Below are 23,981 nucleotides of genomic sequence, written 5' to 3'. Positions count from 1 at the left end.
CATGAATATATTTAATCTTGCAAGGATTGCCCTTAAGGCAATGTTTCGGAATAAGATGCGAACCTTTCTGACCATGCTGGGGATCATCATCGGGGTTACCTCCGTGATCACCATGCTGGCCATAGGCCAGGGATCCAAACAAAGTATTCAGGAACAAATCTCTTCTATGGGTGCCAATATGCTGATGATTCGTCCCGGAAGTGAAGAACGGGGAGGCGTAAGGATTGATCCGTCGTCCATGAAGACATTGGACATGAAGGATATAGAGATCATTAAAAAATATTCTTCTCATATTTCTGCAATCTCCCCTGTGGTAAAAACATCGGGGCAGGCCATTGCCGGCTCCAACAACTGGCCCACCATGATTCAGGGAGTAAACACAGAATTCTTGGATATCAGAAAAATGGAAGTGGTCGATGGCGTCATGTTTAACGATTATCACATAAAAAGTGCCTCCAAAGTTTGTTTATTGGGGCAGACTGTGATCGATGAGTTATTCCCCGATAAAGAAACGGTCATTGGGGAAACGATTCGGTTTGGGAAAATTCCCTTAAAGGTGATAGGAGTATTGGCTGAAAAAGGTGAAAATTCTTTTGGCCAGGATCAGGATGACATTATTCTGGCGCCATATACCACTGTTCAAAAAAGAATTATGGCGATTACCCATATCCAGGATATTTACGCGAGTGCCTCCAGTGAAGCCGATTCTGAAGCAGCAGAAGAGGAAATTACCACTGCATTGAGGGTGTCTCACGACATTGGGGAGGATGAAGAAGATGATTTTGCCGTACGTTCCCAGCAGGAGTTGATTACCACGTTCAGTTCCACCAGTGAAATGCTCACCATTCTGTTGGGTGCCATTGCAGGAATATCTCTGTTGGTGGGTGGAATCGGCATCATGAATATCATGTTTGTTTCGGTAACGGAGCGAACACGAGAGATAGGGCTGCGAATGGCCATAGGAGGGCGAGGAATAGATATTCTGTCGCAGTTTCTGATGGAAGCCATAATTGTGAGCGTGGGCGGTGGCCTTTTAGGGATTTTCCTTGGCTTGGGGGTTTCGTATGGCATCGGCAATTTTTTGAACTGGCCCATTTTGGTGACCGAGCAGTCAATTATTCTTTCATTTCTGGTTTGTGCGGTGGTGGGAATCTTTTTTGGATGGTATCCGGCCCGCAAGGCAGCAGGTCTTGACCCCATCGACGCTTTGCGCTATGAATAAAACGGCCCTAAAATTGTAACAATTAGGCAAACACCCCATATAAACAATAAATGATTAGTTTTATGGGGAGCAAAAACCTGATTGTTATGAATGGCAAAATTAGTTTTTTTCTATTGTTAACGGCTTTTTCGGCTATTCCTTCCTTTGCAATAACCAAAAACCTGTCCGGTTTTAATGATGCAGAACTGGAATATTCGCCCGGCGAAGAATTAATTTATTCACTCAAATATGGTTTTTTAAAAGGAGGTGAGGCAAAGCTGACAGTTACTGATTCTGTCGTTTTGGGAAAGCCGGTCCATCATGTGGTGGCCAGTGGGCGAACTGTTGGACTGGCCGATGCCGTATACAAAGTTCGAGACAGGTATGAAAGTTTTATTGATCCCAAAAGCCAACTTCCGGTCAAAGCCGTCAGAAGCATCCGCGAAGGCGGATATAAGTATTATAACGAGGTGTTCTTTGAGCACCAATTTCCGGATTCTGCTCTGGTAAAAAGTCAAAAATCCGGAGAGCATTGGGTCCCCAAAAATATTCAGGACATTCTCTCTGCTTTTTATTATGCCCGAAAGAATAAATTTAACGATGATCTCGTAGAGGGTGAAGTCATTGAAATCATGACCTATTTCTCTGATGAGTTGTTTCCTCTTCGAATCCGATACCGGGGGATTGATGTGATTGACACCCCGCTTGGTAAGTTGGAATGCTATCTCTTTTCTCCGGTGACAACGGTGGGGCGTGCCTTTAAAACCGAAGAGGATATGCAGGTGTGGATATCCCGCGACGAAAATAGGGTGCCGGTCCGGATACGGTTTCAGCTGAGGGTAGGGGCCTTTACCTGTAATTTGGAACAATTTAGAGGCCTTCGTAAGCCATTCTCGAGTTTTGTGGTGGAATAACCACAATAATTTGGACGTTTAAATTGATTTACACTATTTTTGCACCGCAAAAATAACACATCTAAATTTAATAAGGAATTAAATGGCAACAACTGCAGATTTTAGAAACGGGATGTGCATTGAATTCAACGGGCAACTTTATTTTATCGTCCAGTTTCAGCACGTTAAGCCCGGTAAAGGCCCTGCCTTTGTAAGAACAAAACTGAAAAATGTGGCTACCGGTAAAGTATTAGATAATACCTTTCCTTCGGGACACAAAGTTAACGAAGCACGTGTGGAAAGACGGCCACATCAGTACTTATATAACGACGATCTTGGCTACCATTTCATGAACAGCGAAACATTTGAGCAGATTAATTTGTCCAAAGAGCTTGTAGATAGCCCTCATCTTCTTAAAGAAGGTCTGGAAGTGGAGGTTGTTTACCACGCCGATACCGAGACTCCACTGATGGTTAATCTGCCGCAGTTTATCAATTTCGAGGTAACCTATACCGAACCGGGAGTTCGCGGTGATACTTCTTCTACCAACTCACTTAAACCTGCCACTATAGATACCGGTGCCACCATCATGGTTCCATTATTTGTAAATACAGGTGACAAAATAAAGGTTGATACCCGCGATCAATCTTATGTGGAACGAGTGAAAGAATAAAATAGCCATTTAGTCGTTTGAGTGATCTAATATATCTCAAAATTAAATAGTTAAGATTTATGCCTGTCAGAAGCCGTTACGAGTTTTTGACAGGTTTTTTTGTGGCAAAGAAATCTCTGTGGAATTATTTTGCGAATAGAAGGATTTAATTTCGTACATTTAGCGGGAATGTTTGACATCAACTCTCCATGATTACGCAGGTTAAAAAGAAGCGGCTACGATTATATAAGGATAGACTCAACATCTTACTGGATATTGCGCAGACAATAAATCAGGACCATTCGGTGGATGATTTGTTGGCAGAATTTGAAATTTTGCTTCGGGAAGAGTTAGAAGTTGGAAAAATACTTGTGTTTACAAACTCGGATGGCCAATGGAAAAATCTGCTGATTTCGGGTGTCTCGGCTGAAGAGGTTGAAAAAATTGACGTAGAGCGTGATCTGCTCCAGTATAAATCGATAGAAAACATTACTCTCTCGCCCCCTGCCTCCTTGCAGGGATTCGATGCTGTTATTCCCCTGTTTCACCGATACCGCGCCATTGGTTATGTTCTTATTGGAGATGTGGAGGAAGAACACCACGGTATTAGTCCTACCATCAAGCATCTTAAGCTCATCCAGATTATTTCCAATCTGATCATTGTTTTTATTGAAAACAAACGGATGCAGGAAGCCGTTCTGGAACAAGAAGCACTCAAAAAAGAGATGGAGGTAGCCTCTAAAATTCAAAATCAGTTGATTCCCAGTACGGAAGATCTTCCCAGTCTGAAAAAGTTGTCACTGCAAGCCTTTTATCATCCGCACTGGGGTGTGGGTGGCGACTATTATGATATCATTCCCTTATCGCGTCACACCATTGGTTTTTGTGTTGCTGATGTTTCGGGGAAAGGGATTTCTGCTGCTCTTTTAATGTCGAACTTTCAGGCGGTTGTTCGCACCCTGTTTACCGCAGGAATTAATATGAAAAAGCTAATTCATCAGTTGAACCAAAGGGTAAACAGTAGTGCCAATAACGAGAAGTTTATCACCCTGTTTATTGGGAAATACAATCTAAGGAGCCGTCGGCTTGTGTATGTGAATGCCGGGCATCTTCCGCCGCTTCTTTTTGATCGTCGTAAATCTCATCTGATTTCACTGGATCAGGGTTGTATCGGACTTGGGATGCTGGATGTTATACCTGCCGTGGAGGTGGGTAAAATAAAAATACCTAAAAATGCCAAACTGATGGCATTTACAGACGGGTTGATAGAATTGGAACGAGATAATGAAGTGCAGTCAGGACTTATGAATATTGAAAAAATTATTACTAATCACAAAAGTATCGAAGCGAATATGGAGGAGGCCAAACAATTGGTGGCATTGCACCTGGAGTCGGGAGCCATATTTGATGATATATCGTTGATTGGTATGGAATTTAAATGACTTCGGGAATTATAATAATTAGTCTGAGATTCCCCCTTTCTTAATCCAGCTTTTTCCAAATTTCAGATATTTTATTACAGTAGGTTCGGATAATCCTCAGATTGTCTTCTCCAACTTCTTTTTTCAATTGCTCTTTGTTGTGTCCCAGACTTTTGTTTAAGATACGTATGTTGATTTTTTTCTGCTCATCCGATAGGTAGGGGTTCTCGTTAATATGTTCTTCGGTGGTACGTAATATTTTCTGCCGATCTGCGTTGAGTGAGTCGTAGTTAAGACAAAACCAGGTTTTGCAAAAAGTTTCCAATGCATCCAGAAGTAGTGCATCGTAGCCGTATTGTTCAAGCAGTTTTTCCCCTTTGGCGTGCAGGGCTGCATCTCGCGGCCAAATATAATAAGCCTCAGATATGGTAATCCCCGCTTCTCTGAGCCGGGAAACCATATGAGGTAGCGTTTCGATAATATGTTTTATTTCTCTGTCGGTTAACCTGTCTTGGCAGTTTGGTTGAGCATTGGTGCCCACCGCTACCAGAAAGACGAACAGGCATACCCTAAATTGATTGAGCATGGCAGAAGTATTTAAAGCATTTGCCTGATTTGTAACGACAAGGTAATAAATTATCTCATATTGTCGGCTTTAGAAACCATTTTGTCGATGTCTTCTACCTTGAAGTCCCCGTAAAATGAAAGCATAAAGAGATTCTCTTCATTGTAGTTAACGACATGACATTCTTTTATTTTTTTGCCCGAACGAATGACAAATACTTTATTATCCTCATCAAATTCCGAGTCCTTAATTTCCTTAAAGGGACGGCCATTTAGCGTCCTTACAACGGCCTTTATGGAAGAGGCTGCTTTATCCTTACGACATACCATAAGTTTTACTTTTTGCAGTGGTCCCGACACTTGCTTGGATTCTTCATCCACCACCATATCCACCAGATCAATAATATCTTTTGACAAGGAGAGAATGGTTACGCCATCGGCTCCTTCCAAACCGGCATATAATTTTTCTGATGAGGTGAGTTGGGCTGTGAGGGGGGATATTGTTGCCCCCAAAATACATAGTGCTAATAAAATCTTTTTCATCCGTGTAAATTTTAGTTAAGTAATTGGTCGAATGGAACGCCCATGACTAGGTTGTTTACATTGTCTTTTGTGACAGCCACCTTTGTCATCGTTGTTCCATTTCATTACCTTTTGGTTGTAGGCGTCCGAATTTTTCGGAAACCGGCATCAATAATCGGTTAGATCATCTGTTCGACAATGATCTATTGTATTAAGTATTTGAATTCATCCGACAGGATAACTTCTTTGTCTTCAGGGATCTTAATGGAGACATCTACCGACTGTCCACGTATCATTCCCGGCCTTTGAATGCTGAAATAGCGGTCGAGTAACAGAAGTGAATCATCCTGCAGAAAAAAATATTCAATCAATTCTGAATTTTTGAGTGCCTCTTCCGAGGTGCTGCCCCTTGATGTTTTTCTTATTGAGATTTCAAATTTATCTTGATTTCTGAGCAGATTAATGTTGGGTGTGCCAATCATGACCAATCCTGCCGGTTGCTTTTTTAACGTGAAGTTGTTGTTGCTAAATATTTGTTCTCCATCTCCCAATTTTAAGGAATTTGCCGACGGTTGGATATAAATGGTATCCGAACTCGGCAGTTCAAGTAAATTACGTTCTTCTATCTCCATTTTGTCGGAATATTCGGAGGCTATTTCTATGGCTGAGTAACTGATGAGCCCGATTCCAATGATCCACAATATAAGGGAAGTTATCAGAATGGCTGTAGCCCCTTTTTTAAATCTAAAAACAAGAAATAAACCAAGATAAAATAATACCAACAGAGGCATGCCCACCGTCAGAAGTATTCCGGTTACTGCCACCATATGATGGCCAGGTAACAAGAACAAATGCTCAATGTCAGACAGCCATACATCCTGCGTGAAGAAATTCTCAAAGATTAGATCGGTCAATGCAAAGGTCATAATTAATCCGGTTAGCGACACAAATGAAATAATGATCAAAATGATGCCGATAATAATGGATACTATGCGAAAAGCACCTTCCATTAAATGGGTTTCTTTTCTTTTACCTGTTTGACGGTATTTTAAAAATTCGGGTCTGGAGGTTGCCCGGCTCATCATGATGCGTTGTTGTAATGTAACGGCTTTAGGAATAGCAATCCATAGGATAATATAACCCAATATGGAAGAACCATAAAAAAGAGCGGCCAGAACAAATAATAAGCGAAAGATAAGGGGATCGACTCCAAAGTAATATCCCATACCACTGCAGACCCCACCCAAAACCCGATTGTCGGGATCACGAAATAGTTGTTTTCTTTGATAGGGTTCGCGGGAGGTGTTGAATTCATTTGTTTCGTCCGGGTCGGAGGGGGTTTCATAGTCCCCCGGATCGCCCAGTGTTTTAATGACCTCTTCCACGTTGTCAATGGTAACAGAAGATGTGGCATCAGGATGAACACTCCTGAAAATCTCGGCAATACGCAGGTTGATGTCTTCAAATGTTTCCTGGGCTTCTTCGGTGTTGCCAAGTTTGGCCTTCACTTGTTCCAGATAGGTGTTGAGGCGCTCATAGGCATCCTCGTCCATGCTAAAGGCGTGGCCAGCCAAGTTTATATGTATTGTTTTTTTCATGGTCAAAAATTTGCTGGTGGTTTTAATTCAATGATAATTGCAGGAAGGCTTGAGCCGTGTTCTGAATTCAAAAATGTGGGATGAGCCAATGTGGCCAGATGAATAGCCCCATGATTTTAAACATAAAAGCCGCAACCAAGGCGATTACGATTAATATCAGAAATCCTTTCATGGCAGTACGGAACGCCAGGCCCAGCAATAGGAGAATTAATATCAGAGGAAAAATACCTGAAAACCCAAACAGTGCAAAAGGAAAATTGAAATGAAAGCCTGGTGTCCAGCCCATATTAAATGGCACGTTGATGATGTTGGCAACCAGAATGATGCCTATGACTGCAGAGGCAATAATCAGTGCTGTGCGGTCGCGTTTCTGAATGCGGGAAAGGTAATCTTCCCCCTTTCGATAGGCATTCGATTTCTGGAATTTGCTTTTTACCTTATAGTATTCATCCCGTATATTTTTTTCAATATTGGAAATGTTTACATCATGTCCTTGCATCTCGAGTCGTTGAGCCGCCGTAAGGGCAGGAGGGATGGCAATCCAAAGGATGATGTAGATGGGAATGATGGCACCAAAGCTGAGAAAGGGCAATACCGCAAACAGTACTCTAACAAATACCCGGTCGATGTTAAAATAGGCAGCAATGCCAGAACATACGCCTCCAATGACGCGGTCTTCCACATCTCGATAAAGGCGACGGCGCGGGGGCGGCGTTGAGTGGAACGTTTCAGATTTTTGCTCCTTGTTTTGATCGTCTGAACTCTCTTCCGAGAAATCTTCCGGCTGCCCCATGATGGCAATGATTTCTTCTACCATCGGCATGGTAATGACAGAGGTCGTTGGGTTTATTTTTTCTTCAAACAGTTCTCTGATACGAGCTTCAATGTCGGCATATATTTCCCGGCCGCTCTCTTTGTATTGCGACCACACTTCCAACTTTTTGAGATAATCGTCCAGGCGTGCAAAGGCGTCTTCGTCAATATAGAATGAATGCCCCGATATGTTAATGGTTACTACTTTCTTCATTGTTGTGTTTTTTTGCATTTATGGATTGAACGGAATCTACTAACTCTTTCCATGATTTGTCAAGTTCCTTCAGGAATTCCTGACCTCGATCGGTCAGTTCGTAATATTTTCTGGGAGGTCCCTGTGTCGACTCTTCCCATCGGTAGGAGAGAAGACCGGCATTTTTAAGCCTCGTAAGAAGGGGGTAAAGGGTCCCTTCCACGACGATGATACGTGCTTCCTTCATGTCTTTGATGATATCAGAAGCGTACGCATCCCCTCTGGAGAGCACCGAAAGGATGCAATATTCCAGCACTCCTTTGCGCATCTGGGCTTTTGCGTTTTCTATCTTCATAATTTTATTTTTTAAAACGGAAGACCAATCATAAAGGCTGTGGCCTCCTGGTTCGATTCTTCCTGGTCCGAATCATTTTCGGAACCATGTTCAACATCTTTTTCTGTTTTTTCGGTAATGCCTGAAGGATTGTCCTTCCCTCCGGAAATGGGTTGTTGTTGCTTGCCTGTCAACACGGATAAGAAGCAAATGCCGGACACAGCAACTATCATTGCCCATCTCTCTTTGGTGATTGGTTGGCTTTTCTTCATTTCCTTTCAGTTGTTTTACCTTTTGTTTGTTGGCTTTTGAGGATTGCTTAATAATGGTTTGTGTCCCGTTTTAAATATCAGTTATTCGATTCAGGGAGACCATTCCGGATGAATGCTATCCTTTTTTGATTTACATACAATACCTTTCAATACCATGAAAGGGGTTATGCAAATATATGGTAAAAAATTAGTACTATGCAATACAAAGTAATGTTTTTTTTCAATAACCGTCGAAAGAGCCAATTTTACTGGACATTTAAAGAGTTGAGATTGAAATAATCGTTACAAAGGGCAACTGTATTTATCTTATTTACATTATTTTTATGCGGAAAACAGATGAGAAACTCAAATTTGAAATAAGAAAGATCAGGAAAATCGACCATAAGAACATGTATTTGATATTGGTCGGGATCGTTTTATTCAACCATTTACTCAAGTGCTTTTTATAAGTGTGGAGTAAGGTCGGTTGCATTATGAATTGATTATTGCTTTCAAAAAAGTTTTTACTATGAGGAAAATTCTCTTTCTTTCATTGCTTCTCATCATGCCTCTGTTCAGCATGCATGGAAGCCATTCACCATCAACAAATAAATTGTGGTATAACCAACCAGCTGGCCAATGGGTGGAGGCACTACCTATTGGAAACGGCCGGATGGGTGCCATGATATTTGGCACTGTTCAGCAGGAACGGATCCAGCTGAACGAAGAGAGTGTCTGGACAAAACGTGGTGAGTATACCGACAAGCCAAATGGGCACCAACATATTAAAGAGATCCGGAATTTGCTTTTTTCAGGAGAATATGAAGAAGCCGAAACGCTCATCCGGAAATATATTTTGAGCCAACGGATGCCAAGTAACACCAATACCTACCAAACGCTTGGTGATTTAATGCTCTCCTTTGATGATCATGCTGCTTTTAGCAGTTATTGCAGAGAGTTGGACCTGGAACAGGCGGTCGCTTCCGTTTCCTATCAATCCAATGGGGTTCAATATAAGCGAGAATATTTTTCCTCTCATCCGGCCAATGCCACCATCATCCGACTAACTGCTGATCAGCCGGGTAAAATTACCTTTGCGGCGCAATTGAGCCGACCGGGGGAAGGAGAGAACGTTTTTGTGAAAGGCAGTGATTTAGTTATGCGTCAGAAGGTCGATGATAGGGACGGGGTAACCTTTGAAACCAGGGTTCGTGTCTATGCTGAAGGAGGGACGGTAGAATCAGAAGGAGGTATTATTAAGGTATCAGGATCCGATGAGGTGATGCTGATACAGGTGGCTGCTACCGATTTCCGCGGGGATGATCCCACAGAACTTTGCCATACCTATTTGGACAATATCGACGGAAAGGATTTTGAGCGTCTTAAGGCAGAACACCTGAACGATTACCAAAGCCTTTTCAATCGGGTGTCCATAGATCTGGGGGGGTCGGATGCCGTCTATTTCCCCACTGATGAGCGGTTGCATGCGCTCAGAAAAGGGGCACAGGATCCGGCGCTTTTTGCCCTCTATTACCAGTTTGGACGCTATTTGCTCATCTCTTCGTCGCGCCCGGGGACTCTTCCTGCCAATCTGCAGGGGTTATGGGAAGGAACGCTTACGCCCCCCTGGAATGCAGATTACCATATCAACATCAACCTTCAAATGAATTATTGGCCTGCTGAGGTGACCAACCTTTCAGAATGTCATCTTCCGTTCCTTAATTTTATTGGACAATTGCGCGAAAACGGTCGGAAAACGGCCGCAACGCTTTATGGGGCCAGAGGCTTCACAGCCCATCATACCACCGATGCATGGCTTTTTACAACCGCCCAGGGACAGCCCAAATGGGGCATGTGGCCGATGGGTGCAGCCTGGTCTGCTACTCATTTCTGGGAACATTTTCTTTTTACCGGTGATACGGCTTTTCTGAAGAATTATGGCTATGATGTGATGAAAGAAGCGGCTCTTTTTCTGTCAGATTTTCTGGTAAAAGATCCTTCTACCGGATTGCTTGTTTCAGGGCCATCGATGTCGCCCGAAAACACCTTTATTACTCCTAAAGGAAATCATGCCTCGGTCGTTATGGGGCCATCCATGGATCATCAGATCATCTATCATTTGTTTTCTGCCGTGATCAATGCTGCTAAAGTAATAGATGCTGAAGATCGTTTTACCAGAAAAATCCAACGCCAACTGTCACAGCTGACGCCCCCTGAAATTGGGCACGACGGTCGCATTCTGGAATGGTCCGAAGAGCTTAAAGAGGCAGAACCCGGCCACCGACACATGTCGCATCTATATGGTTTGTTCCCTTCCAATCAGTTTACATGGGAACATACGCCCGAATTGATGGAGGCCGCCCGAAAAGTGATTGAAGAACGACTTAGAAATGGCGGTGGCCATACCGGCTGGAGCCGAGCATGGATGGTTAATTTTTATGCCCGACTTAAAGATGGTGATGAGGCCTACAAGAACATGAGGGCTCTTCTTACAAAATCTACTCATCCCAACCTTTTTGATAACCACCCTCCTTTTCAGATCGATGGTAACTTCGGGGGTACTTCCGGGATGACTGAAATGCTGCTGCAATCCCATCAGGGATATATTGAACTGCTGCCGGCGCTGCCCAATGCATGGGGAAAGGGATCGATCACAGGGGTGAAAGCCAGAGGCGGATATACCGTTAATATCTTTTGGGACAATAATCGACTGGTAAAGGCAGAAATTTCTTCGGCGGCAGATGCCGAAACGAAAGTGCTTTATAAGGATAAAATATTGATGCTGTCGATGAAAAAAGGGGAAACCAGAGTCCTTGATGTAAATGAGTTTTTAGGGGCAACAGCCAACAACTAAATGGAGGGGTAACATGCCTAACGTTCCGGAACATTCAGCTTGCAGATTGAAATATCCGTAGAAAAAAAATCCCGTCACATTTTAAGTGGCGGGATTTTTTTAGGGATTATCATCCTATTCTGCCTTTTGCAGCCAGCTTTGAACCAATGCTTTGTTTTGTTCTATCCAGGCTTTGGCAGCGGCGTCTTTGTTGTCGGCGCCATCTTCCATCTTCGCCAGCAAATCGGCTATCTGGGCATCCGTTAAATGGAAATTGGAAAAATAGTTGGCAGCAAATGGGTCATCTTCCTTAAATCCTTTTCTGGCATAAGTTTCAACATGCTCTGTTTCGCCATACACCTTCCGTGGGTCGTCCAGAAATTTTAGCTCGAAACGGCCAAACTTCCAGTGTGGGGCCCAGCCGGTAACTACAATCCATTCCTTATTTTTGATGGCTTTTGACAGTTCGGTGAGCATGGCGATGCCTGATGAATTCATTTGTTCCAAATTCAGGTTGTATTCTTCAATGGCCAAATCGGTTTTGGCGGTAATGCCGGCCCCCTTCTCAATGCCAATGATTTTTCTATCAAACCGGTCGGCCACACTGTTCAATTCTTCGATGGAACTGATGGTTACATAAGTTGGGACCACCAGTCCTATCCTTGCCTGGTCGATATTGGTTCCCAGGCTTTCGAGCTTATCGCCAAATTTGGCTACCTTTTCTTTGTGGGTAACGGGTAGCCAGGCATCCATGAATACGTCGATGTCACCGTTTGCCAGTGAGGCAAACACCAGGTCGACGGCCGCTCTTTTTAAGTTTACTGAATAGCCTTCGGTTTCCAGAATGCTTTTTGTCAGGTAGGTCATGGCAACGCCTTCGGCCCAACCGTCCACATAGGCCAGGGTAATTTCTTTGGAGGCTTCACCTGTTTTTTTCTGTGAAGAATGGCAACTGCTTATTGCCACTATTAGTACTGCTAAGAATAGATTTTTTAATCTCATGAGTATCGTGTTTATTTTTTAGAAATTGGTTTCAGAATGATTGGTGTACAGTGGGGTGATTCTTTTGTGACACCCACCATTCAATCTTTTTGTTTTTTCCGGAAGAGGAATTTTATTTTATTCATGCTTCCATGGTTGTCTTTTTTGCTAAACGACTGAGTGATGCGGTCGAGGATGATGGCCAGGATGACTACGGCAAACCCGCTTTCGAAGCCCAGACCAATATCCAGGTTGTTGATGCCTTCCAGCACTTTTTCGCCTAATCCGCCGGCAGCAATCATGCCGGCAATTACGACCATGGAAAGAGCCATCATAATGGTTTGGTTGACGCCGGTAAAGATGGTTTTGGTGGCCAATGGCAGTTCTATTTTAAACAATATTTGCCGGTTTGTGGCTCCGAAGGCTCTGGCGGCTTCAACCACATCTTGAGGGACCTGCTGTATGCCCAGGGTTGTCAGCCTTACCGCCGGCGGCATGGCAAAAATAACCGTGGCAAAAGCACCCGGAAGCTTGCCGATACTGAAGAACAAAACTGCCGGAATGAGATAAACAAACGCCGGCATGGTTTGCATGAAGTCAAGGATGGGGCGCACCACCTTGTTGACATTGGCATTTTTTGCCGCCCAGATACCCAGAGGAATGGCCTGTACTAGGGCAATAATGGTGGATACAAATATCAGGGCAAGGGTTTCTATCGTTTCAACCCAAAAGCCCAACAGATAGATGAGGGTTAACCCCAGCGCGGTGAAGACCGCCCCTCCACGTCCTACTTTAAAATAGGCCAGAAGGGCAAACAACGCGATGAAAAGGTAAAACGGGATGCCCAACATTAACCATTCAAATCCTTCAATAAAGCCATTGCCCACATTCTTGATGAAGTCAAATAACCCATCAAGGTTTTCTGTCAGCCAGATGACTACCGTCTCAATGTATTTTCCTATATCAATGATTTTTTCCATGGTTATTGTTCTTTTGCTTGTTCCTTAAGTTCTACAATTTCTTGCTTATCAAAGCGGGTGGCTTCAATGACCAAAGAAGTTTGGCTGACGATACCCAACAGTTTGCCCTGTTCTTTTTCCACCACGGCAATGGGCGATTTGGTGTTGGTGATTAAAGGAAGCATTTCTTCTACGGTGTATTCTTTGTACACGCTGGGACATTCTGTGGTGATAAAGTCTTCGATGGTCGTTTTATTTTGTTTGACTGCTTCCAGCACCCGAGGCAGCCAGATAAAACCCAGAAAAATACGGTGTTTATTTACGACCGGCAATACTTCGACCGACAGTTTATTCATCTTGCGGATGATCTGCTCAGGTCCTTCTTTTTCAGCTTGAACCAACGTAGGTTTACGGGACATTAAGCTTCCGGCCGTAATAATAGATTTTCGGTCCACCTTTTCTACGAATGCTTCCACGTATTCGCTGGCAGGATTTTTAAGAATTTCTTCGGCCGTTCCTATTTGTTCTATAAAACCATCTTTCATGATGGCGATTCTGTCGCCTATTTTAATCGCTTCATCCAAATCGTGGGTGATGAAGACGATGGTCTTATGCAGTTTGTCCTGTATGTCGAGTAATTCATCCTGCATGTCCGATTTAATTAACGGGTCGAGTGCCGAAAAGGCCTCATCCATTAACAATACTTCGGGGTTGTTGGCCAATGCGCGTGCCAGGCCCACTCGTTGTTGCATCCCTCCCGAAAGTTGTGATGGTTTTTGTGCTTCAAAACCTTTCAGTCCCACCGTTTCTAAAGCTTCTTGCGCTTTTTGCAACCGCGATTCTTTGGATTCTCCTCTTATCTCCAGGCCAAAAGCCACATTTTCCAACACAGAACGGTGCGGCAGTAGCCCAAATTTCTGAAAAACCATACTCATTTCGGTGCGCCGGGTATCCAATAATTCTTCGTTCGATTGTTTGGTAATATTCACACCATTGACAATTACATCGCCCGTGGTGGGTTCAATAAGCCTGTTTAAGCAACGAAGCAACGTTGACTTTCCACTTCCCGACAGGCCCATTATAACGAATACCTCCCCGGTATTAATGCGAAAGCTGGCATTGTTAACCCCTACGGTGCATCTTGTTTTTTTCAGTATCTCTTCTTTGCTGCTACCTTGTTCCAGCATTTTTAAGGCCTGATGTTTGTTTTTGCCAAATATGACGGTCAGGTCCTTAACTTCTATCTTTATGGTGTCTGTTGACATTTTTATTTTGTTTGGTTCCTAAATGATGGCTCATACACCTCGTTTAAAAATAATAGCCGATGTTAATGTTGAATCGGGTTTCCCATTCCAGCTCTTTCATGGGCACAGGAGTACCTTGTAAATTCTCATCATCAGTATAATATTTTGAGTCAGCATCCGGGCTGTACAATTGTCCTTTTCCCAGACCGGTACCAAAGGAAGGGGTTAACCAGGGTTGATTTTTCCCCATGGCAAAATCCACATAAGTATAGATATTACCTGCCGTAATCATAAAGCCGGGAATTAAATGCTGCATATCCACAAAGCTTTTTTCCAGTTTATCGGTATAGGTGTAATCGATATAAGTCTGAACGCTGCTGATGGGCCCAAACTCCACCGGAATGGTATAACCTAAGCCGGCCACATACATAGTGGCTTCCGTGGCTACCTGATAGGGTGAACCATAGGCCCCCATCTGAATGGTCTTGAGGTCTTCACCCGAGTTATCCCTGGCGGTGTAATCGTAATAAATCACTTCACCTTTAAAATTGAATCCTGAAACATCAGCTACCACATGTGCGGCGAAGGCTTTGGAAGTGGTCGATTCATTTAACACACTGTTATAGATGCCCCCCAGCTGACCGCTAAGACCCAATTCAAGGTTTGCATTAAGATGGTAGGCAGCCCGCAGATTGAATTGATTCAGTTCCCGATTGGATGCGTCATCAGCAGGTACAAAGTCGTAAGAATAGCGGCCCGGACCGGAGTTGCCAAACGTAACGAGGCCGTCGTTGGAGGGTCCTTCGGGTTCAGCTTGTCTGAAGTAGGCAAGGCTCAGATCTAAATTTTCTATGCTCGAAATGTCGAACTTTATTCCCATATCGTAGTCATCTTCCAGACCTGCGTAGTAGGGGGCCTGAAACCACCAGGAATGCGAAGCATAAGGCGTTATGCCAAAGGGCACCTGACTGACGCCCAATTTCATATAAACGTCGTCGGATATGGCATAACCTAACCAACCATGCTTCATAAAATGGGTCCCGAATGTAGGATAGAAGCGATATTCAAAATTCAGATCCACACCTTTGGTGCGGGCGGTGACGTTTAACCGCCAGGTGTCGATGGTGGCTTCGGGTTGGGTTTTCCCCTTCACCCAGCTTTTATTATAGATGTTGAACCTGACGGCTCCGCCAAATTTTACAAAGTCTTCTTTTTCTGATTTTTCGTCTTGTGCCATAGTGTTTTGTGCAAAAAACAATATGGCCCCAAAGGCTAATAAGATTCTTTTTAACTGCATTTATTTGAATTTTTAATAATGAAATGAGCCTGACCAACTTAAGTTTGTCACAATTAGAATATGTATAATCTTACGGTCATGCGAGTTCCATTCGCCCAATTCTTAAATAAATTCTATACGAATGAATACGCTTGACAAAAGCATCAGAAAAGACTATCAACAATCGGAGCCGGATCTATGTATAAAGCCGGAATAAATTGAATAGGTAGTTGATAATATTTGTTTCGATGCAAGCAGATTTTCCTGCAAAGGTAATGGATTAAGATGAGGATGAAAAAGTTTAAGGGTTTATTATAATTAATTTCCGATAATTTAATTGTTGATTTTTAGTTTTTTTATGCAATACGACAGTAAAAATATTTTCAGATAAATTGATTTTAATCGTCAGATTGTGAGGTTTATATGGTTGTTTGTTTTGAGGCGAATATTTCAGATGGTACGGTATCGCTTAAAGCAAGAATGGCACTTTGTTATTGTCCGGTTTGAATCGGGAGTCAAAAAAACGGGTTGGAATTGCGATTTTTATCTTCTGCCTGTGTGGATCCGACGAGGTTGCGTTATTTAATCGGCTATTGATAAAAAAAGGTCTACTTCTGCATGATTCCAATCTTTGCTTCGTTCATCGTAAACTTCAAAGTCGAAGGCAAATTTTCGGTTCATGTTTGAATTCCATATTTTCTTCCAGGTGTCTGCAATGCAATGCGGCATGACACCTTTTGCCGTAAACTTTTGGTACTGCCGGGCCGGGATTATTAATTGGTCCAAATCGTGAGGCACATCGGTGTTTTCAGCAACTTTACACCCTATGAAATATGAAAATGGCGATGTTTCGTCGCTTTCATAATCATAATAGACCGCATAAATTTCGTCGGATAATTTTTCCGGAATTCTTTCGGAAATTTTCTCCGTTTGAAATTTTTGCCATAAATAGCCGCAATCTTTGCCCGATTGGTTATTCTCATTGGTGGTTTTCCCTTTTAGTTTTAACCCTACAAGTTTGAATTTATCTATTTTCACGACCATGAATGAAGCATATTTTAATGTGTCATAACGCCCGGAATGGTATTGGAATTGTTTAAAGGATAAAACATTTAAAGATGGAAAAGGTTTTTCCGGGTGGGCATTTAAATAAGAGTGAATCCTAAACTAAGAAGCAGTTAAAACGAATGCCTATTTCTTCCATAAATTAGAAGGTGTTTTATTTTTTTGTCAACATTCTGTCATTTCCCCATTTTGCCGGGTTGTTGATGATATAATTGGAAATATTTTCGAATGATTTTTCGTTCCGAATGATGTGTTCGTAAAATCGGGGTTGCCAGGCAAAATCAAAATGCCATGAACGTGGTTGGGCATCACCACATATGCCCCCAATTCCACGTTTTGGGCGTGGTTTTTAATTTCATGCCACAATATATCGGCAATAATGCCGACGGGCGATAATTTCATTTTTCCTGAAACCACCTCCCCAAAAAAACAGCGCCTTTGATGGGTGCAAATGGTCACAAAACAGGCAGCATTCCAACTATAGTCCCAATTTTGCAAACGCATGGATTTATTCCGGTATTTACCTCTGTATTTATCCTTCATAAATCCCTGTTGTTATGGGGTGTTATGCCATTTCTGACGGACTGGATATCGAAATTAAAAAGAAATACGGGGTTTGGCAAGAAATAATCTGATGGCTTTTCTCTGAAAAAGCGTAAAGGCGTGAATTGGGGAATCGGCTTTTCGCTTCTTCCTGCAGTTTGCAGCGCGTCAGCAAAGGTTTTAGATTTGTTCCTGCACACTGCAGCACGTCAGCAAACGTTTAAGATTTGTTCCTGCAGCACGCAGCGCCTCGGTCGAAGCTGTGGATTTGCTCCTGCACGCTGCAGCGCGTCAGCTAACGTTTAAGATTTGTTCCTGCACGTTGCAGCGCCTCGGAAAATTTTCTGAAAACGTCCTGCACGTTGCAGCGCCTTGGAAAAAATTCTGAAAAACGTCCTGCACACTGCAGCGTCCCGGAAAAAATTCTGAAAACGTCCTGCACATTGCAGCGTCCCGGAAAATTTTCTGAAAACGTGCTGCACATTGCAGCGCCTCGGAAAAAATTCTGAAAACATGCTGCATGCTGCAGGAACTCAGAAAATATAAGAAAATGGCTTATGCTTTATGTTTGAAATTCTCTTATATATAATGGGAGGATGTCGTTCTCTTTCGGCTTAAGCCGATTTTTTACTTGGTTCTTGTTTTTTGTTTTCCATATGGGCAACCTTGGCAAATTGTAGCGGCGTCATTCCCACTTCCTGTTTAAAGGCGGCGTAGAAAGTAGACTGGGACTTAAACCCGGCTTTCATGCCAATATTTTTCATAGCCAGGTTATCGGGGTTTTCTTTTATTTCCGTCTTGCAATAATTAATACGGTAACGGTTTATGAGGGTCTTGAAATTACAATTGAATTCGCGGTTGATCAACTGCGAAACATAGGTATTATTGGTTCCCAGCTCTTGTGCCAGCGATTCGAGTGATAGCTCGGCTTTTTGATAAATGTGCTCAATATCCAGCAAATGGAGAAGCGAATTCAACATTTTGTTTTCCGAATTATCATGGTGTTCCGGGGCTGATTTTTGCAGGAGACTGTTGATCACTTTTTGTTGATCGTGGGCTAAAATAGATTGCCGATATAATGTTTTGATAGCCTGCTCTTTGGTTTTTTTGTTGGCCAGAACAATAGTAATAATGGTAATGATCATTAACAATAGCACGCCAAGAAAGATTAATAACTGACGTCGGATTTTTAACTTTTGCGCCTGCAAGGCGATGGTGGCATCATTTTGTTTTTTCTCGTATTGAAGCATAAGTTTATTAAATCGTGTATTTTCTTTATTGGAGTCCCATTTTTCTTTGGCATCGAGGTAATATTGCAGGCTGAGCGCGTATTTCTTGTAGTCTTTGGTTGCTTTATACAGTTGGTGTAATTGTTCACCCACCGAGAGTGCCCACCCTTTATTTTGTGAAGAGTCGGCAAAAGCCTGTGCTTCTAAAAGATATTTCTCACTTAATTGGTAATTCTTTTTTGCCAGATGTGCAGATCCCAGATGGAAAAGGATATTGACCATTCCATTATTTCTAGGGAAATTCTTTTTTCGGTACTCATAGCTTTTTTCATAATAAGAAAGAGCCATGTCAATGTCGCCTTTCCGGTAAAAGAAGTTGCCCATATTACTTAGTGCAAAAGTGATGGCATCAGGATTATTGATCTCATAAGCTAATTCCATGGCCTGTTCGAAATAGGATTGAGCCGTATCCCACTCTTGTTTTTCAGCATGGATAATTCCCATATTCTCCAGTCCCTTTCTGATGTTATCAATGCTATTAACCTCACGCGCCAGCGCCAAATGTTTTACTTCCCATTTCATGGCTTCATCGTATCGCTGTACATCACGATACATTCGGCTAATGTCCAGATAGCTGGATACCAGTCGATATTTGTTTTGGAGTTGCTCTGAAAATTCGATGCTTTTGAGCATGTGCTCAAACGCCGGCGGGTATTTAGCACTTCTCCGGTAAGCATAGCTGGTGCGGTTGTGGAAATATTGGCGCCCCTTAATAATGTCATGAGCCTTCAGGATGCTGTCGGCAGACATATATGATTCAATAGCATTTTTGTAGTCTTCAATTTCGATATAATAATCGCCTTTAGCCCCCAGTAAAGCAGCATCCTGAACGGGATCATTCAGTTTTTTTACCACCTTCTCGGCTGAAGCCATATTAGTTTGGTATCTGTCGTAATCAGGAACCCGGGCATCATTGCAGGCGGCACGAATCAGCAGGATCGCCTGCAAGGTATCGGCAGGTTGCAGGTCGACGGCGGCTGTATAGACATAAGATGCGCTGTCGTGCCAAAGACGTTCTTCAAACATCAGACCTTTAATATGAAGAATTTGCGCCCGGGCAAGATCGGACAATTTCAGAGTATCCAGTTTTAAACATTGTTCATAGTAATACTCTAATGAGTCGCGACGAGTACGGTGATTGTTTAATGCTTTCTGATAAATGGCCTGAATTTCGGATTCGGAATCCTTATTCTGTTGACAGGAGGAAAAAGTAATTATTGTAGAAAGGACAAGTAATAAAATAGATAAGTATTTGTTCATGAGTACAATAGGTTGTCGGATAAGTAATGTGTTTTGTTATCCTCTGGTTTAACAAATATGAAACAGACTGGGATTCTTCGAAAACACTCGTGATTTCAATGTTGTGCGAGTCGTGAGAAGGTTGGTTTAAAAAAATCCAACGACCTATTGATGGAGGATTTTTTTAGGTCTGACAAAAGTAAAAAAATATTAAACCCGGGGAAAATAGTTTGGAATTGTTTTTTCATTCTTCCCAAAACTTTAAAAACTATTCCGAAAACTTTAAAACCTAATAAGAACAAGGCCTGCCGATGCTGTTTTCAAATATATTTGTCCCTCGAAAAGTGATTGAAATATCGATTGCCGGCATTTGATTTTTGATTTTCTTTTCTGTTTTTGATCAATCTTCTAATCATGAATTTTAAAAATGCGTAACATGAAAAAATTTAAACTTTTGTTTTTGATGCTTTTCTCCTTCGTGATGACATGGGGACAAAAGCCAACCACAGAGTGCGTCGCTTTCCGGGATGGATTTGACAAATTCCCGTGTCCGGGAAAAGGAACCATCACCCTGGTATCCGGCGACAAGATTGAAGGCGAATTTAAAGAAGGCTTAACGGTAAAATTGATGAAGTGGCAATGGTATGATACCAAAGGCCAGTTACATGAAATCAAGCCTGCTGACGTGGCTCGTGTAGAGCTATTGCCTGACCTGAGGTTTGTGGACAAAGATGTTGAATTAAGTGTGAATATTAGCATCGGAGGAAAAAGTGCATCAGAAGTACACCATAAGAATCTTCCTTTTAATATTGACCAGTTTGACACCTTCGATAAGGACAAGTATTACAAGCCTGTAGTGATTGAAAAGGTGGTTACCAACATCACAAAAAAGGGGAAAGAGAAATCTAAATTGATGCTCTTGGTCAATAACGGTTTCGACAGCAAATACAAAGTATATGTCGACTTTGGTGCGAAACCCCTTTCCTTCGGCCGTGAATTTAATATGTATTCCATGCTTTTTGGCGGCGGTGAAATGGGGGACTATTATGACTCTTACCGGATTGTAAAAGTCGGAGAAAAAGAGAGTGTGCTGATTAGAAAACCCGGAGGTATTGCTTTCCTGTTTGGGGCTTTCCGGAATAAAGAATTTGTGGACTTTTTTGGAGACAATTCAGATTTCATGGCTTGCTATCCCAAGTCATTCAAAAGGAAATTTAAATATGTTCCTGAATTTTTCTGGGTGTATGATCAGAAAGCGAAACAAAAGTAGCAGATGCTCTTTTTAAGTGAGTTTTTGAAATACAATAATATAGAAATAAACAAAACACAAAAATCAATTTAGTCATGAGTAAAATAAAATTTTTAAGTCTTCTGGCAATGGCACTTTTAGTGTTTGCTTGTGGAAAAGACGATGATGATAATGGACTTGATGTTGCCGAATTGTCAAATCTTCAATATACAGGATCCAGTGCCATGTTAACCGTTTCGTGGGATGCGTTTGAAGGGGCAATGATGTATGTGGTATATGTGGATGATTTGTATGCTACTGACGGCATGGAAACCTCAGTTATGCTCGGTGACCTGGAAGATGGAGCGGTAATTACCATTGAAGCCTATGCTGACTTTGATGAAGAAATTCTTATCGCTAAGGGCGAAATCACTTTTGATGCAAGCAATGCCGGTGGATCCGGTGAAGGATCCGGAGAAGTGGGTGAGGTGTCTAACCTTAGTCTTTCCGAAAATCACGGAATGGTAACCTTATTGTGGGATGCCTATACCGGCGCCAAAAGTTATATGGTATTTGTAGGTGATGAGGCTGTTTCGACCATCCCCATTTCAGGGAACAGTCATGTCTTTAACGACCTGGAAGATGGAGCGGAGCTCACCGTTAAGGCTTATTCGGATCCGGAGATTACCGATCTTATTGCTGAAGGTACGATTACTTATAGTGCTGAGTAGTATATAGCTTTCGATGAAAGTGATTCCCAAATAGGGGTGAACGCCGTCAGACTCATTTTACCTTGGTTCTAGAAGGCAGTTCACCTCTTTTGAGAGAGAGACTTTGAAGAAAATTATCCAAAAAGAAAGGACATGGGAAAAGTTATAAATAAAACTAAGTTTTTAGCCCTTCTTGCAATGATGCTTTTGGTCTTTGGTTGCGATCCGGAAGAGTTGTTTAAGATTGACAAGTTGTCGAATCTTGAATATTCGGAATCCAACGGGATAATAACGTTAGGGTGGGATACTCATGAAGATGCTATATGTTATATGATTTTTGTAGATGGTCTGCGAGTCCGGACCATACCCTACCTTGGAAACGTTGCTTTGCTTGACGCGGACCTGGAAGATGGGACGGTTATTACCGTGGAAGGTTATTCCGACATGGCTGAAATTCTTGTGGTCGTAAAGGGTGAAATAACCTATAAAAAGTCAGAAGAAGACCGAAGATAAGTCTTGATAAGTTGGGAAGGTGTCTAATCTTGAATGTTCAAAGTCTCCTTATTAATTAACAATGTTTTAAAAACAATCCATAATAGAAAGAACATGGGAAAAATAACGAATAAAATCAAGTTTTTAAGTCTTCTGGCAATGGCACTTTTAGTGTTTGGTTGCGGAGATGATGATGATAATAGCATTAAAGTTGGCGAGTTGTCAAGCCTTCAATATTCATACTCTAATGGCTCGGTACAGGTAGAATGGGCCGCTTATGAAGGTGCTCAGAGTTATCAGGTATTTGTAGACGGAGGTGCGGTTTCGAGTGTTCCTTACACCGGAACCAGCGCCATGCTATCTGATCTACAAGCTCAATCGGTTATTGGGGTTGAGGCTTATGCCGACGCTGAAGCCACTGTTCTTATTGCCAAGTCAGAAATTACTTACGAAGTTTCGGTCGTGGCCCCTGCCGCTCCATCCAATGTGGCCGCAGTAGCAGAGGCTACCGGTGTCACCCTGACGTTTACCTATAGCGGTAGTTGTCACGCGGTTAATATTTATTCCGAGGCAAGAACAGAATCGTCTACTCCGCTCGTTACCATTGAAGATGTGGCAGAAGGAGAGAATGCTGTGACCATTGGAGAGTTAACCCCGGAAACGGATTATACGCTCTACCTGTATGCCTACAATACCGAAGCAGATGTGAAGGCTTTTTCCGATGAAGTTACGGTGAATTTCACCACGGAAAGTGAGATTGCCGAATTAGCGGTTAAGGGTTCCGGATATAACGCTCGTTATAGTGGCGGTTTGCAATTGGATGTTTCTGTGAATGTTTCCGAATTATTCGAAGATGAGAGTGAATGGGAAGAAGCGGGTGATTTGGTGCTTGAATTGTATTGTGCCGATACTGAAGATGGAGAATTTGTGGTGGCCAATACGGATGAATTCTTATATCTCGGTTGGGGGTGGTCAACGACTGTTAATATAACTGCATGGAAGAATGATATGGATTTTGTAGATGGTAACACCTACTATCTCAAAGGCGTCCTCAAAACTGAAAACGGTAAGATCATCGGTGAAACCGCTGTTGAGGCAGTGGTATTTGAAGAGCCCGAAACCAATGCCATTATTCCTGGTGCACCCGGCAATGTGAAAGTGGAGAAAAACGGTGACTGTGTTACCATTTCGTGGGATGCAGCTGACAATGCAGTATCTTACACTGTAAAGGTTTCATCTTCAAGCAGTATGTCTTATGCTTCAGAAGTTGGAAAAACCAGTACTAATTCTATGAAAGATTGTGACAGAGGGAAAAATGTGAAGATGTATTATCAGGTGACAGCAGTCTCATCCACCGGAAATAAGAAAAGTAGTAGCGTCGTAAGTATTTGGTTATAGTACTTCTTTTTTCATGATTTAAGAAGTTTTTGTCAAAAACAAATCATGCATTTTTAGAAGAGGGGCAGTCCTGATTTTTTCAGGGCTGCTTTTTTTTGTAATTAATCATTTAAATGATAGGTATCATATACCTCTCATGACTTGACTAGTTTTATGCATTTTCTTAATTTGACAAAACTTACCATGCCTGATTCATTGAAAGAGTGACAGAAGTTAAACAAATTTAACAGCATAAATGCATATCTTTTATCCATCGTGTGTTTAAAAAGCCTAATTTTGCAG

The 23,981-nt window shown here is 42.3% G+C and carries 22 protein-coding genes; 9 read left to right on the top strand and 13 right to left on the bottom strand.

Translation table 11 applies throughout. The annotated features are described in order from the left end of the window. The first annotated feature begins 1 nt into the window (after position 1). The 4 genes from ACT29H_RS02870 (at position 2) to ACT29H_RS02855 (ending at position 4,188) form a co-directional block, all read left to right on the top strand. Entirely contained in the window at positions 2–1,222 is a 1,221-nt protein-coding gene (locus ACT29H_RS02870) for an ABC transporter permease (protein ID WP_444820085.1), read from the top strand. 86 nt (positions 1,223–1,308) lie between these two features. Continuing rightward, positions 1,309–2,115, top strand: a complete 807-nt coding sequence (locus tag ACT29H_RS02865) for a DUF3108 domain-containing protein (protein ID WP_444820084.1) — start codon at positions 1,309–1,311, stop codon at positions 2,113–2,115. 82 nt (positions 2,116–2,197) lie between these two features. Then, positions 2,198–2,767, top strand: coding sequence for an elongation factor P (gene efp / locus ACT29H_RS02860; RefSeq protein WP_444820083.1), 570 nt, complete (start codon positions 2,198–2,200; stop codon positions 2,765–2,767). Between the two features lie 188 nt (positions 2,768–2,955). Continuing rightward, positions 2,956–4,188, top strand: a complete 1,233-nt coding sequence (locus ACT29H_RS02855; protein ID WP_444820082.1) for a PP2C family protein-serine/threonine phosphatase — start codon at positions 2,956–2,958, stop codon at positions 4,186–4,188. A 40-nt stretch (positions 4,189–4,228) separates the two neighbouring features. On the opposite strand, the gene ACT29H_RS02850 is transcribed toward ACT29H_RS02855, so the two are convergent. The 6 genes from ACT29H_RS02850 to ACT29H_RS02825 all read right to left on the bottom strand — a co-directional run bounded on the left by ACT29H_RS02850 (position 4,229) and on the right by ACT29H_RS02825 (position 8,463). Beyond that, complete coding sequence (locus ACT29H_RS02850; protein WP_444820081.1) at positions 4,229–4,753, bottom strand: hypothetical protein; 525 nt, start codon at positions 4,751–4,753, stop codon at positions 4,229–4,231. 50 nt (positions 4,754–4,803) lie between these two features. Further along, positions 4,804–5,274, bottom strand: a complete 471-nt coding sequence (locus ACT29H_RS02845) for a DUF4252 domain-containing protein (RefSeq protein ID WP_444820080.1) — start codon at positions 5,272–5,274, stop codon at positions 4,804–4,806. A 182-nt stretch (positions 5,275–5,456) separates the two neighbouring features. Beyond that, a complete protein-coding gene (locus ACT29H_RS02840) occupies positions 5,457–6,851 on the bottom strand; it encodes a PspC domain-containing protein (protein WP_444820079.1) in 1,395 nt (464 codons plus the stop codon). A 67-nt stretch (positions 6,852–6,918) separates the two neighbouring features. Beyond that, positions 6,919–7,878 carry a PspC domain-containing protein gene (locus tag ACT29H_RS02835; protein WP_444820078.1) on the bottom strand — a complete coding sequence of 320 codons (960 nt, stop codon included), beginning with the start codon at positions 7,876–7,878 and terminating at the stop codon, positions 6,919–6,921. Then, positions 7,856–8,212: a PadR family transcriptional regulator gene (locus tag ACT29H_RS02830; RefSeq protein WP_444820077.1), complete on the bottom strand. Its 357-nt coding sequence runs from the start codon at positions 8,210–8,212 to the stop codon at positions 7,856–7,858. Before ACT29H_RS02830 ends, ACT29H_RS02835 begins: the two co-directional genes overlap by 23 nt. An 11-nt stretch (positions 8,213–8,223) precedes the next feature. Beyond that, complete coding sequence (locus ACT29H_RS02825; RefSeq protein WP_444820076.1) at positions 8,224–8,463, bottom strand: hypothetical protein; 240 nt, start codon at positions 8,461–8,463, stop codon at positions 8,224–8,226. 508 nt (positions 8,464–8,971) lie between these two features. Between ACT29H_RS02825 and ACT29H_RS02820 the strand changes: the two genes are divergently transcribed. Continuing rightward, positions 8,972–11,296, top strand: coding sequence for a glycoside hydrolase family 95 protein (locus tag ACT29H_RS02820; protein ID WP_444820075.1), 2,325 nt, complete (start codon positions 8,972–8,974; stop codon positions 11,294–11,296). A 114-nt stretch (positions 11,297–11,410) separates the two neighbouring features. On the opposite strand, the gene ACT29H_RS02815 is transcribed toward ACT29H_RS02820, so the two are convergent. The 7 genes from ACT29H_RS02815 to ACT29H_RS02785 all read right to left on the bottom strand — a co-directional run bounded on the left by ACT29H_RS02815 (position 11,411) and on the right by ACT29H_RS02785 (position 19,892). Then, positions 11,411–12,277: a glycine betaine ABC transporter substrate-binding protein gene (locus ACT29H_RS02815; RefSeq protein WP_444820074.1), complete on the bottom strand. Its 867-nt coding sequence runs from the start codon at positions 12,275–12,277 to the stop codon at positions 11,411–11,413. 80 nt (positions 12,278–12,357) lie between these two features. Beyond that, entirely contained in the window at positions 12,358–13,236 is an 879-nt protein-coding gene (locus tag ACT29H_RS02810; protein WP_444820073.1) for an ABC transporter permease, read from the bottom strand. A 2-nt stretch (positions 13,237–13,238) separates the two neighbouring features. Further along, positions 13,239–14,480 (bottom strand): quaternary amine ABC transporter ATP-binding protein, encoded by a 1,242-nt coding sequence (locus tag ACT29H_RS02805; RefSeq protein ID WP_444820072.1) that lies wholly within the window; start codon positions 14,478–14,480, stop codon positions 13,239–13,241. Between the two features lie 43 nt (positions 14,481–14,523). Continuing rightward, positions 14,524–15,756: a hypothetical protein gene (locus ACT29H_RS02800; RefSeq protein WP_444820071.1), complete on the bottom strand. Its 1,233-nt coding sequence runs from the start codon at positions 15,754–15,756 to the stop codon at positions 14,524–14,526. Positions 15,757–16,317: 561 nt separating this feature from the next. Then, positions 16,318–16,779 carry a GyrI-like domain-containing protein gene (locus ACT29H_RS02795; protein WP_444820070.1) on the bottom strand — a complete coding sequence of 154 codons (462 nt, stop codon included), beginning with the start codon at positions 16,777–16,779 and terminating at the stop codon, positions 16,318–16,320. A gap of 186 nt (positions 16,780–16,965) precedes the next feature. Beyond that, positions 16,966–17,343, bottom strand: coding sequence for a hypothetical protein (locus ACT29H_RS02790; protein WP_444820069.1), 378 nt, complete (start codon positions 17,341–17,343; stop codon positions 16,966–16,968). A gap of 614 nt (positions 17,344–17,957) precedes the next feature. Then, a complete protein-coding gene (locus ACT29H_RS02785) occupies positions 17,958–19,892 on the bottom strand; it encodes a tetratricopeptide repeat protein (RefSeq protein WP_444820068.1) in 1,935 nt (644 codons plus the stop codon). A 415-nt stretch (positions 19,893–20,307) separates the two neighbouring features. Between ACT29H_RS02785 and ACT29H_RS02780 the strand changes: the two genes are divergently transcribed. The 4 genes from ACT29H_RS02780 (at position 20,308) to ACT29H_RS02765 (ending at position 23,699) form a co-directional block, all read left to right on the top strand. Further along, positions 20,308–21,141 carry a hypothetical protein gene (locus ACT29H_RS02780; protein WP_444820067.1) on the top strand — a complete coding sequence of 278 codons (834 nt, stop codon included), beginning with the start codon at positions 20,308–20,310 and terminating at the stop codon, positions 21,139–21,141. Positions 21,142–21,215: 74 nt separating this feature from the next. Then, the gene (locus ACT29H_RS02775; protein ID WP_444820066.1) at positions 21,216–21,830 is read left to right on the top strand and encodes a hypothetical protein; all 615 of its coding nucleotides are present in this window, start codon (positions 21,216–21,218) and stop codon (positions 21,828–21,830) included. A gap of 132 nt (positions 21,831–21,962) precedes the next feature. Further along, positions 21,963–22,322: a hypothetical protein gene (locus tag ACT29H_RS02770; protein ID WP_444820065.1), complete on the top strand. Its 360-nt coding sequence runs from the start codon at positions 21,963–21,965 to the stop codon at positions 22,320–22,322. A 93-nt stretch (positions 22,323–22,415) separates the two neighbouring features. Beyond that, a complete protein-coding gene (locus ACT29H_RS02765; RefSeq protein ID WP_444820064.1) occupies positions 22,416–23,699 on the top strand; it encodes a hypothetical protein in 1,284 nt (427 codons plus the stop codon). Positions 23,700–23,981: the final 282 nt, after the last annotated feature.

This window comes from Thermophagus sp. OGC60D27 (assembly GCF_052400625.1).
Lineage (GTDB): Bacteria > Bacteroidota > Bacteroidia > Bacteroidales > Marinilabiliaceae > Thermophagus.
This window is presented reverse-complemented; position numbering and strand designations above follow the sequence as displayed.